The 12,715-nt window shown below is 44.8% G+C and carries 9 protein-coding genes; all 9 read right to left on the bottom strand.

The annotated features are described in order from the left end of the window. Positions 1 to 26 precede the first annotated feature (26 nt). Complete coding sequence (locus R7R78_RS02055; protein ID WP_225472924.1) at positions 27 to 1,247, bottom strand: ammonium transporter; 1,221 nt, start codon at positions 1,245 to 1,247, stop codon at positions 27 to 29. Between the two features lie 579 nt (positions 1,248 to 1,826). After that, positions 1,827 to 2,249, bottom strand: a complete 423-nt coding sequence (locus R7R78_RS02050) for an SMI1/KNR4 family protein (RefSeq protein WP_225472923.1) — start codon at positions 2,247 to 2,249, stop codon at positions 1,827 to 1,829. A gap of 11 nt (positions 2,250 to 2,260) precedes the next feature. Next, a complete protein-coding gene (locus R7R78_RS02045) occupies positions 2,261 to 6,433 on the bottom strand; it encodes an RHS repeat-associated core domain-containing protein (protein ID WP_225472922.1) in 4,173 nt (1,390 codons plus the stop codon). Positions 6,434 to 6,856: 423 nt separating this feature from the next. Continuing rightward, positions 6,857 to 7,273 carry a hypothetical protein gene (locus R7R78_RS02040; protein WP_225472921.1) on the bottom strand — a complete coding sequence of 139 codons (417 nt, stop codon included), beginning with the start codon at positions 7,271 to 7,273 and terminating at the stop codon, positions 6,857 to 6,859. Continuing rightward, complete coding sequence (locus R7R78_RS02035) at positions 7,257 to 8,309, bottom strand: formate dehydrogenase subunit gamma (protein ID WP_005377534.1); 1,053 nt, start codon at positions 8,307 to 8,309, stop codon at positions 7,257 to 7,259. The genes R7R78_RS02040 and R7R78_RS02035 overlap by 17 nt, the downstream gene beginning before the upstream one ends. A 14-nt stretch (positions 8,310 to 8,323) precedes the next feature. Beyond that, entirely contained in the window at positions 8,324 to 8,932 is a 609-nt protein-coding gene (gene fdh3B, locus R7R78_RS02030) for a formate dehydrogenase FDH3 subunit beta (protein WP_005377536.1), read from the bottom strand. A gap of 11 nt (positions 8,933 to 8,943) precedes the next feature. Further along, positions 8,944 to 11,799, bottom strand: coding sequence for a formate dehydrogenase subunit alpha (locus R7R78_RS02025; RefSeq protein ID WP_213968824.1), 2,856 nt, complete (start codon positions 11,797 to 11,799; stop codon positions 8,944 to 8,946). A 10-nt stretch (positions 11,800 to 11,809) separates the two neighbouring features. After that, positions 11,810 to 12,010, bottom strand: coding sequence for a twin-arginine translocation signal domain-containing protein (locus tag R7R78_RS02020; RefSeq protein WP_005377542.1), 201 nt, complete (start codon positions 12,008 to 12,010; stop codon positions 11,810 to 11,812). Positions 12,011 to 12,083: 73 nt separating this feature from the next. Continuing rightward, positions 12,084 to 12,710, bottom strand: coding sequence for a molecular chaperone (locus R7R78_RS02015; RefSeq protein WP_017820684.1), 627 nt, complete (start codon positions 12,708 to 12,710; stop codon positions 12,084 to 12,086). Between the last annotated feature and the right edge of the window lie 5 nt (positions 12,711 to 12,715).

Raw genomic sequence — 12,715 nt, 5'->3', positions numbered from 1 at the left:
GGCTTTATGCCGCTCCCATATTGGTCTCAATCCTCGTTGGTCGAAGATATTTTATGAATGGCTAGGTCAGCGCCATTGAATTCGTCTTCTTCTGAAAGCCTTAGTCCCATACTGGTATTAATCGCGCCGTAGACTGCAAGTGCCCCAAGCACAGCGATGGAAATGCCCAAAAGCGTTCCTAGAAGCTGAACGATAATGCTCACGCCCCCTAGCCCACCCAACGAGATTTGGCCAAAGATCCCCGCAGCAATACCACCCCAAGCGCCACATACACCGTGTAAAGGCCAGACACCTAGCACATCATCAATCTTGGTTTTGTTTTGTAGGTGGGTAAAAAGATAAACAAATAGCACGCCAGCAATCGCACCTGTTACTAAAGCACCGATAGGATGCATTAAGTCTGAGCCCGCACATACAGCAACCAAGCCAGCTAGTGGGCCGTTATGAATAAAGCCAGGGTCATTCTTACCAGCCAACAGTGACGCGACAATGCCCCCGACCATTGCCATCAATGAGTTCATAGCCACCAAGCCACTTATGCCTGACACAGTTTGAGCTGACATGACGTTGAAGCCAAACCACCCCACACATAAGATCCAAGCTCCCAAAGCCAAAAACGGAATATTCGAAGGTGCAAAGTTGGTATGCTTTCCTGCTCGAACTCTGCCTTTTCTCATGCCCAAAAACACAACGGCAACCAGCGCTATCCAGCCGCCAACACCATGTACAACGACTGAACCTGCAAAATCGTGGAAGCCATAACCAAAGGTATTTTCAAACCAAGCTTGAACACCAAAGTTTCCGTTCCAGATCATTCCCTCAAATAACGGGTATACGATGCCGACAGTGAAAAATGTTGCGATAAGAATCGGATAAAAACGAGCTCGCTCTGCGATACCACCAGAAACAATAGCAGGAATCGCTGCAGCGAAGGTCAGCAAGAAAAAGAACTTCACCAACTCGTAACCATTGCCTTGAGATAATGTCTCTGCATCAGCAAAGAAGGTGCCGCCATAAGCGACCCAGTATCCAATGAAAAAATACGCAATGGCGGAAATACCGAAATCGGCCAAGATTTTAACTAAAGCATTAACTTGGTTCTTTTGGCGCACGGTTCCTACTTCAAGAAAAGCAAAACCAGCATGCATCAAAAAGACCATGATTGCGCCAAGTAGTAAGAAAAGTGTGTCGGAACTTTGCGTGAGAGTTTGTACAGCGCCGTGTACCTGATTGGCAGTTACACTCATTATGATTGTCTCCGTTGATCTGTAGCGCACTTATCCTGTGCATCAAAGTTAGGCTCATCACCAATTTGGTGAACTTAGTTTATAGAGCGTCTAACAGAGCAATTCTCATTCCATAATTTACATTTCTAACACTTACACTTTAATTTATTGTTTTGTATGAACTTTAATAAAATTATGCATTCTTGAAATGGTGCTTAACACGCTAATAAATGCACCAATGTGGTTTTACTGCACCAACATAATGCGCACCATATAGCTCAACAAGCAGCAAACTCCCCACCATAAACATAAAAGCCACCTCATGAGAGGTGGCTTTTATACTGAATGGCTAACTAAAGGAGTTTATCGAGTGATCTTCCCTGCTTTTACTTCTTCTAGCCAACGCCCCTCGACGAGGTAAGGAGGAAGCCAACCAGTTTCAACAGATAAACGGTTACCTTTGTCGTACCATATGCCAATCATTAAAACTGGTTTAGTTTTAGGGAGAGAAGCTACCACTATTCAGTCAACTCAGAGCAACTGCTGCGTCTTACGAGTTCCTTTTGTGAATGTTGTTACGTCAACATTAGAATTTGGTAACTATATCTCTTCCATCCCAACCCCTTTTGTTAGGAAATCCTCCAATGAAGCAGATATATATTTAGCATCGTCGAGATCTAGATCACTAAAATCACTTAAATAAAGTCCTGGCCCTTTTTTTCCTTGCATTAATATCAAAGCTGCGCCTTCTTCATTATCCCCAATAGCCAAAGAGTTAGGAATGCAATCTTGGATTTCATAAGCTTCATTCATCTCAATACAACCCGACGGGCTCCATATCCTTATATACTTTTCTCCACGCACTAAAATCTCTACTTCCGTCATTTTTCTAACGATACAAAGATACTCTTCCGGTACAGTAATACTGCTAAAATTTTTCAAATCATTAATTTCATCTTCGCTTGCAGCATTCTCGTGCGCATCAAGCCTAAAGTTGAGCGCTAAATTTTCTATGATATCCAACTATATAGCCTCTAATAATTCAACCTTTCGTATGGTATTTTTAGTGTATTTAGCATTTTATACTGCTGTTCAAGAACTTTACTTATTGTTTGTTTGTCAAAACCTGCAACTTCCAAATCAGCTATAATGAACTGAAGCTCCTCTTGCAAGTTAGAGCCCCATTTGCTTTCCCCACTATTGACTCTAGCATTTTTTCTAGCCCGTTGTTCATTACTAATTATTGTATGGGGGTGACATGAACCAAATTTCGTTTTTCCAGTTTCGATTGTGATGCTTGGGGCTAGTTCTTCATCATAACCATATGAAGATAAGTTTTCTTTTGCCCAAGCCCGCTGCAACCCATGATGAGACTCTAAACGCCCCCCATTTGGCCCCTTCCCCTTTGGTTTAGGTAAAGAGTCTTTATGAGATTTGTTAAAGAATATATAGTTTTCCCCATCATTTACTTGGAAATTATATTTTTTAACTTCATGAAAAGCTCTGGAATTAACAAATTCTTCAAGGCCAACAACATGCTGAATTTTTCGTTTACTACCATCTGAATAGTTAATATGACGATAAAAAGTAATCTCGTTTCTTTCGCAATCAATATGGTCTAAATCGTATTCATATCGAATATGATTTTTACCTTTGGGTTTTCGGATTTTGACTTGCGAGCGAACGCCATCTTCTCCGACGGATGACTCTTTTGCTGCTTCTAAAATCTGATCGCAAACCTCTTGGGGGACATCGCTTTGCGCCTGATACTCTGCCAACATTTGACCCAAGCGTTTTAGCCCTTCTTCACATAGGAAACCTGTTGGGTCAATCCATTGAATTGGGTTGACTGCATATTGGTAATGATTAATACCACCAGCAATAGATATCGGATCTTGTTGGATAAAGCGTCCTAGCTTAGGATCGTAATACCGAGCGAGGTTGTAGTGTAAGTCGGTTTCTTGATCGAAGTACTGCCCTTGAAAACGCAGTGGATTTACTACTTTTTCAATATGTACATGAGCAAAGCCATGAGCATCGTAGCTGGCACTCCATACAACATTCCCCTCGCAATCGATCAGTCGCTCTGGTTTACCAACTTGATCGCACTGGTACCAATAAATAACGTCATTTTCTAGCAGTGCCACTGGCGTGTAGGTTTCTGGTTGATATAGGTACCAGCGGAAAGCACCTGAAGAGCGTTCACCAATTAAACGTTCACCTTCCCACAGGAACTCCTTAACGCCTTTTTGTGTAATTTTTTTCGTTCTGCGCCCTAATGCATCATATTCATATTGACTGATACCATCGTCGGTGTGAACTTCAATGAGCTGATTTAACGCATCAAATACGCGAGTCTGAACGTGTCCTTGCCCCTCACGTTTTGTCTGGTTTCCTTGCGCGTCATATTTGAACCGTACATCATCGTGTACTTCAATACGATCAGCGAATACCTCTGAAGTTGGCAAAGTAGGATTGCCAAAACTATCGTATTCAAATTTAGTCACTTCTCCGGAAGCATTGACTCGTTTCAGTTGCCCTAAGGCATCGTACTGATAGTGTGTTGCTCCTGCCGTATTATCAATGATTGATGAAATACGGTTTTGCGCATTGTAAACGTACTTTTTCTCTCTATCAGGCCAATGTTGTTCGACCAAACGACCAACACCATCATAAATGATGCGCTCATTAAAATATGCCGTTTCAATTTGGGAAACTCGTCCCATTTCATCGTAATGAAATTTGATTTGAGGTAAATCTAGGTTTCCAAACCGAATCGCTGAAAAACGCCCATATCGATCATAAGAGAAGTTCAGCTCCGTATTATCTGGCAGTACCTGAGATACGCGTTGGCCAACTCTGTTAAACTCCTGCGCTATCTCAAACTGACCTTGAATGCGCTTTGTTAAATGCCCGAATGAAGAGTATTGGTATTGCAATGTTTGATGGCGATTGGAGGCGAACGTAAGTCGCCCACCAAGCGTATAATTAAAGTGGTGCTCTACAATACTGCTAGCATTTCCTGCTTTGACGTGCTTGAGATAACCCGCAGCGTCATAGCGGTACAGCACGGTCCTATCGGCGACTTGCTTACGATGGATCCGTCCCATATGATCATAATCAAATTGGCTTTGTAGATTATCAAACCCGACAGTTCCTGACAGCTGGCCTTCATCGTCATACAGGAATTCGAACTCTAAGCCGTCACTCCGAACTAATTTAGTCAGGTTACGTTGTTGATCGTATTCGTAAGAAATATGGCTGCCATCGGGAAAGATGACTGCTTCTTGTTGCGCGAGTGCTCCCCATTGATACGAGGTAATGCCTGCTGGCGTTCGAATCTGAGCAACACGGCTGCGCTCATCGTAAGAATATTCTTCGCTATAACCGACTTTGTCTTCGTCGTTAAAATAACGAACTGATGTACGCCTGCCAAATTGATCATAAGCGAGTTGAGCAATACACCCATCGGGATAAGCAACGCCATTCACTAAATCTTCTTCATTGTAGCTATAACGAAGTAATGTACCGTCTATTTCATTCGCGATAAGTCTTTGTTGTTCATCCCACCACCACTGACTTTTCTTACCATCTTCAGACTCTTTTTTGACGACTTGACCGTGTTTATCGTAATCATATTCCGTGACACAGCCGAACTGATCGGTATCCCAAACTCTTTGACCGAGGCTATTGTAGTAAGCCTTCTCGATATCCCCGTCAGGTGAAACCGTTTTAACTAACTTACCTAAGCCGTCATAACCATATTGAATTTCTTTGCCAGAGGAATGAAACTTAGAAACTAATTGACCATGCTGATTATATTGATAATTGACCGTTGACTGATCAGGATAGATAGCTTGTGCTTTTCGTCCTAATTCATCATATTGCCATCGCCAAGTTCTACCTGTGGGGCTTATTTTCTCAAGTAGGTTACCCTGCTCGTCATGCAAGAAAGACCATTGATGATCTAACGAGTCAGAATAAGAAGAGTGATTTCCTTGATAATGGAAGCGATAGTCATAAATTCCTGCGTCCCCAACGTTCCTGATGCATTTCGCGTTAGCACCTTCGCCATCCCATTCAAAATAATGAGTAAAGCCAGTTGGTCGTACACGCTTAACAATTAAATGGCCGCGGTATTGATACTGTTCCTTCAAGCCCAAATGATTAGTTGCACTGACCAAATCATCGTGCTCATCATAGGTATAAGTTGTCAGAACTTTTTGGGACTTTGCATTAAGCAGTTCTACAAGGCGTCCTTGCTTATCATATTGACATTCAAGAACCGGACGCTTGTTATATGCGATCTCGATCAATCGATGGTTTCGAGAATACTGCAATTGAAACGTTGAAAACGTGCCATTTCTAACTTGTTTAACAAGCCAACGATCATCTTTTTGCTCAAACCTATATTGATGCCCACTAGCGAGCGTCACGATCCGAGTTGCTGAATTTAGGAAATAACAGCTCGCACCAGCGTATATCTGGTAACTTGTCGCTCCAATATCTACTGGCTCAAATTCTGTGATATCTGCCTTATCGTCAACAAACTCCCAAGCGATAACATTGTCTTTCTCGTTCGTCTTTTCGCGTAATTCAAACTGAAATGCATGTCGCCAACCAAAGCCCATTCCATGATTTACATCCGACTGCGAAGAGCGGTAAGTACGCTGCCAAGTAGTACCTTGTTGTAGCTCGATATCATAGAGTTCGAGAATTTCTTCACCCGTCACAAGTGATACAGGATCACCGGCTTTCTCATGTTTTTCGCTGCTTTGTTGCTGAGGCTTGGCGGATGCGGCACTTCTGCCACTCTTTTTATTCGACTTCCCCTTTCCCTTCGATGGTTTTGCATTGACGGTATTTTGAGTCGGTGGAGGCGTAACCGCCGACGAGAGTGCGTAGTTTTCGCCGGTAGGTACAATTCGAGCGACATGCAAGTCACCGTTCACCAAAGCATTGGCAAACGTTGAATTATAGTGTTGGGAAGTAAGCTCACCGTCAGGTATGTTTGGCTTGAATTGACCAATCGCATAGAACAAGTCCTCGACAGAGCGAAGGTCAAGCTCACCAAAGCTCTCAAGAAACTCTATTGCCTCTTGTTCGGTCACGAATGTTTTAGGTTCGCCGTTAGTAAGTAACTGACCAGAGAAGTGATAACTTTCACCAAAGCGATTCGTGATAGGAATGACGAATTGAGGGATCATAGCCGTAACGTGTTTGTCCTTTTCTTACCTTGCCGCATCATTTAATGCTCGTTTCGCTCTTTTTATTTGTGAGAGCAAGATGCCTTAATCAAACATCCTCCGATAGAGATTCCTCTGTATGCGTAGACTGAATGTATTGATGGCAATTTTCACGTATGCAACTCTTTGAACTTCTGAGCGCAGCGTACTTTAACGGGACGATGAATCCTGAGTAAATGAACAATAGCGTGAGTGAGACTAATGTCTCATCGTGACGCGATTTTTTTACATGTTTCTTACTTAACTATGATTTTCTGCCCAGTTACGTAAATTCAGTCAATAAGTTGCATCAAGTATCACCCCTGCGACTCAACGCTTCATATTTGAGACAAAACAGCAACAAAAAAACCGCCTATTACGGCGGTTTTGCTTAAAGAATACTGATTAAAGGTTTGGACCTGTCGATGGTCTGTGTGGTTGGTTATTGAGCAGTTGCTGCATCCCTTGAAACATTCGCATAAACCACACCAAGATGGCTAATGCAGCAAACACCATCCCTACCCAAGGAATAAAGTAAGCGATGGTTTCAAGCAAAGTACTATGCAACCAATAATCACTCACGCCAGCGAGTACACCATTAGAAGTCGCGACGGTGACGATCAACACAACAAAAAACGTCAGGTAGAGAAAGAAGGTGCGAATTAAACCGTAGTAATGAGAAATCACTACGTCGCTGTCTTCTCCCTTATCTAATCGGTAACCCGCATAGATAATTGCGATAACGCCTGAGATCAGAAACGTAAACGGGGTCAGACAGCTCAGGATGTACGCAACCCAAATCCCGTTATGAGGTTTGTTCATTCGCTTTCGCTCCTTTTACTTCCGTTTGTGCCGTATCTGTTTCACCCATCGCTTCTTTGGACTTCACTTCCTCATACCAAAGATCGTGATGCTCTTTCGCCCATGTTTCATCAACTTCACCTGTCACCATGCCTTCTAGCGCACCTTCCATACCGAATAGACCAATATAGATGTGGAAGATAAAGCCACAGATTAGAATCAGCGCCGAAATCGCATGAACTAAGTTAGAAAGCTCCATGTCACGGCGAGTTTGGCCAAAGATAGGAAAGTCCAGAACTAAGCCACTCACTGCCGCGATAGCACCAAAGAAGATTAACAACCAATAGATTGCCTTCTCACCACCGTTTGAGAAACCAGCTGACGGATGTGTGCCTTTGTGTTTACCAACCATGCCGCCCATTTTCATAAACCAACGAACATCTGTCATGTTTGGAATCGACTTGCGCCACCATTTAAAGAGCACGAGCATCAGTAAAATGAAGAACAATGGTCCCATGTAATTGTGGTACTGCTTCGCCAACATGACGATAAAGCCCCAGAACTCAGTAGGAACGTACGGTTTTAAGAAGTGCTTACCGTAAACCAGCATCAAACCACTGAATGCCAGCGTTAAGAATGTAAACGCCATACTCCAGTGAAGCGCGCGGTCTAAACGAGACCAACGCTTCATTTTTTTACCAGTACGCGGCTTGCTAAGCATCAAAGGACCAACGAATACGTAAGCCATGATTACCATTGCAATACTGCCGAAAATCGCGACAGCACCCGCTGGAGACATCCATTTCTCTTTTAGAATGTACCAAGTCTCACCAGGTTTACTGATCAATACGCCATGTTCTGGCGATTGAGACGTGGTGTAGCCTTCTTGCCCCTCTCTGACTTCGCGCCAATAGTCTGCCCCGGCGAGTTGCGTGATCTCCTGTTGAATAACTTTAGAAGATTGTTCCTCTGCTGAAGCAGGCATTGCGAAAGTCAGCAGCAATGCCGTCATCATTGACAGCATTGCTAGAGATGCACGTTTAAGCGTGTTTAACATGTGCCTCTCCTTACTTAGCTTTTCGTCGCATCGTAAGAAAGATCGTTTCCGTCTGTCCAACCTGCGTTTTTCGCGCCGCGTTCTACCACACGTTGACGGAAAATGTCAGAGACTTTCTCTGCGTCACCCGCAAGCAGCGCTTTAGTTGAACAAAGCGATGCACACATCGGTAACTTGCCTTCTGCGATACGGTTCGCACCGTATTTTTGACGTTCTTCCTCAGAGCCAGGCTCTGTTTCTGGGCCGCCCGCGCAGAAAGTACATTTATCCATTTTGCCACGTTCACCAAACGCTTCTTGTTTAGGAAATTGAGGTGCGCCAAACGGACAAGCAAACAAACAGTAACCACAACCGATACACAGATCTTTATTGTGAAGAACGATGCCGTCTTCGGTATGTTCGAAACAGTCTGCTGGACAAACTGCCATACAAGGTGCATCGGTACAGTGCATACAAGCAACAGAGATAGAGTTTTCACCAGCTTCACCGTCGTTTAGTGTTACCACGCGACGACGTTGAATGCCCCATTCAAGCGCATCGTCGTTTTCGTTCTTACATGCAGTAACACAGCCGTTACACTCTATACAGCGCTTGGTGTCACATAGAAATTTCATTCGTGCCATTGTCAGACTCCTTACGCTTTACGAATGTTACATAGAGTTACTTTGGTTTCCTGCATCAAGGTAACCGGGTCGTAACCGTAAGTGGTTGCCGTGTTAGCCGATTCGCCAACAACGTAAGGCTGTGTACCTTCTGGGTATTTAGGACGTAGGTCTTCACCTTCGAACTTACCGCCAAAGTGGAACGGAATGAACGCCAAACCAGGTTTCACACGACGTGTTACCATCGCTTTCACCTTGATTCGTCCTTTCTCTGCACCTTCAACCCAAACATCATCACCATCTCTAAAGCCAAGATCGTTCGCGTCTTTCGGGTTCACTTCAACAAACATTTCTTGTTGAAGCTCGGCAAGCCAAGGGTTTGAACGCGTCTCTTCACCACCACCTTCGTATTCAACCAGACGGCCAGAAGTCAGAACGATTGGGTACTCGCCCGATTTGTCTTGCTCTTGAATGGATTTATACAACGTAGGAACACGGAAGATTGCATCTTTGTCTTCCCAAGTTGGGTAATCCGTTACAAGGTCACGACGTGGTGTGTAAAGTGGTTCACGATGCAGTGGCACACGGTCTGGGAACGTCCAAACAATCGCACGCGCTTTCGCGTTACCAAATGGAATACAACCGTGCTTGATCGCGACACGCTGAATACCGCCAGAAAGGTCAGTCTTCCAGTTTTTACCCTCTGCTGCCACTTTCTCTTCAGCAGTTAGGTCGTCCCACCAACCAAGTTGTTTCAATAACTTATCAGTGAACTCTGGGTAACCGTCTTTGATCTCACAGCCTTTCGAATAACTGTCTTCTGCAAGAAGGCTTTTGCCTTCGAATTCCACACCAAAGCGCGTACGGAAGTTACCGCCACCTTCTGCAACCGTCTTAGACGTATCGTACAGAATGTGTGTACCTGGGTGTTTCATTTCTGGTGTGCCCCAGCATGGCCAAGGTAGACCGTAGGTTTCACCGTTGACAGGGCCACCTTCCGCTTCCAATGTGGTTTTGTGGAACGTATGCCAGTTTTGTTGGTGCGCTTTCAAACGCTCTGGGCTTTGGCCTGTGTAACCAATCGTCCACATGCCTTTGTTGAATTCACGCGTTAGGTCTTCAATCACCGGCTGGTTGTTTTCAACACGGATGTTTTTGAACAGAAGATCGGAATAGCCCAGTTTCTTCGAAAGCAGGTACATGATTTCGTGGTCTGGTTTTGATTCAAACAAAGGTTCAATCACCTGATCACGCCATTGTAGAGAACGGTTAGATGCGGTAACGCTGCCGTGTGTTTCAAACTGTGTTGTTGCAGGAAGCAGGTAAACGCCGTCGGTACGGTCGTTCATTACCGCAGCAACCGTTGGGTAAGGGTCCACAATCACCATCATGTCCAACTTCTGCATCGCTTTTTTCATCTCAACACCACGTGTTTGAGAGTTCACTGCGTGTCCCCAGTAGAACATTGCACGGATGTTTTCGCGCTGACGAATGTTGTCTTTGCTTTCCAGTACACCATCAACCCAACGAGATACAGGAATACCTGCACTGTGCATTGGTTTCTGACCGCTGTAAGCGTTGTCATCGAAACGACCTTTGATCCATTCGTAATCGATTTCCCACACTTTTGACCAATGACGCCAAGCGCCTTCAGAAAGGCCGTAGTAGCCAGGTAGCGTGTCAGAAAGTACGCCAAGGTCGGTTGCGCCTTGTACGTTATCGTGACCACGGAAGATGTTTGCACCGCCGCCTGATTTACCAATGTTACCAAGCGCTAGCTCAAGCACACAGTAAGCGCGTGTGTTGTTGTTACCAGTAGTATGCTGAGTACCACCCATACACCAAACAATACAGCCCGGGCGATTTTCAGAAAGCAGTTTTGCTGTTTGGTAAACGTCTTCTTCGCTTACGCCTGTTACGCGCTCTACTTCTGCTGGCGTCCACTTCGCCACTTCAGCACGGATTTCATCCATACCGAATACACGTTGACGGATGAACTCTTTATCTTCCCATTGGTTTTCGAAGATGTGCCACAACACACCCCAAATAAATGCTACGTCAGAACCTGGACGAAGAGAAACGTAGTGATCTGATTTCGCAGCAGTACGCGTACGGCGAGGATCCGCTACGACGATCTTACAGTTGTTCTTCTCTTTTGCGATCAGAATGTGCTGCATCGCTACTGGGTGTGCTTCAGCTGGGTTTGAACCAATGAATAGCATCGACTTACAGTTGTGCATGTCATTGAAAGAGTTGGTCATCGCACCGTAACCCCAAGTGTTCGCTACACCCGCCACGGTTGTTGAGTGACAAATACGCGCTTGGTGGTCAACGTTGTTCGTACCCCAAAGTGATGCCATTTTGCGGAACAAGTACGCTTGTTCGTTGCTGTGCTTTGCGCTTCCCAAGAAGTAAACCGAATCAGGGCCAGACTCTTTGCGGATGTCCATCACCTTGTTACCGATTTCTTCGATCGCTTGATCCCAAGAAAGCTTTTTCCACTTACCGTTTTCAAGCTTCATTGGGTATTTTAGACGACGCTCACCGTGGCCATGTTCACGCAGTGCTGCGCCTTTTGCACAGTGACCACCGGCGTTAAATGGGTGGTCAAATGCAGGCTCTTGACCCGTCCAAACACCATTTTGAACTTCTGCGTAAATACCACAACCCACTGAACAGTGAGAACAGATAGTACGTTTTATTTCTGTTTTCGCTTCTGGATCGACAGATTTTGCTTGCGCTTTTTTCATCATTCCCGGTGCGAATAGACTAGCACCAACCACTGCGCCACCAGCGGCAAGCGAAGTGTTTTTCATGAATGCACGACGAGATACGCCAAGCTGGTTCGTTTCTTTGCTCACACTGTCGGAGCGTTTGACAAGTTTCATCCGTTATCTCCTAAAGTGTGTCGTAGTAATCGCGAATGTGTTGAGTTTCACGATACCCTTTCTTCTTCACGTCGTTTTCAGAAGGCTCAACCGTTTCTGAAGCAACGGCCACTTTCGTGGTTCCCGCAACAACAGCACCGGCAACGGCAGCGGTTGTGAAGCCTTTTAGGAGATCCCTACGGCTTGTGTTTATTTCTTTATTATCTTTCATCATTGCTTCCTTACCTTACGGTAGATCTTTGGAGACTCATGCCTCTCTATCGATATGACCAAGTACTGCTCGATTACTCGTAATCAGTGACGTTTTTCACATCAATTTTTAATTTGTTCTTACTGCTTTTGGTGTTCACGCTAAAGCGCACTTGCTCTAACGTTAAAAACGCATCGCAAAGCTGTGCAGCTGGCTTGTAGAAGTTCACGCTTTCTGCGCTCTCTAGTTGGCGCGTAAAAGATTGGAACCAAGGGGCGATGTGTTTGTTAAACACCGCTTGTTGAAGTTCTTCCTCTTCACCTGTCAGCATTGCCATCACTTCGCACAGTGCAGAAATATGGTCTTCAGGCTCTTTCACGTTCTCTTCTCGTTCGATGCCTAAAAGATCCAAATCGCGACGAATTTCCGCTAACGGTTTTTCCATCATCGAGCCAGTGCGATGCCAAGATCCGAATGGCACAACTTCACCACGTCCAATGCCAATAAACAGATCTTGATATTCTTCTTCTAACGCTTCTCGCTGCGCTTCGTTCGCGGCTTGTTGCAGTGCGAGCCAAGCTTTTTGCATCGCGCTCTCAGACGGCTCAATTTCTAGCGATTTCAGGAACGCCAGCATTTCATCACTAGGCGCACTACGAAAAAGTGCAGATAGAACGAGATAAATGTCTGTTCTCAGTGTTTGTTCTTGTTGTGTGTCCACTGCGA

The organism is Vibrio sp. 2134-1 (genome assembly GCF_033339495.1).
Note: the sequence above shows the minus strand (reverse complement) of the source record. Positions and strands in the feature narration are given on the sequence as shown.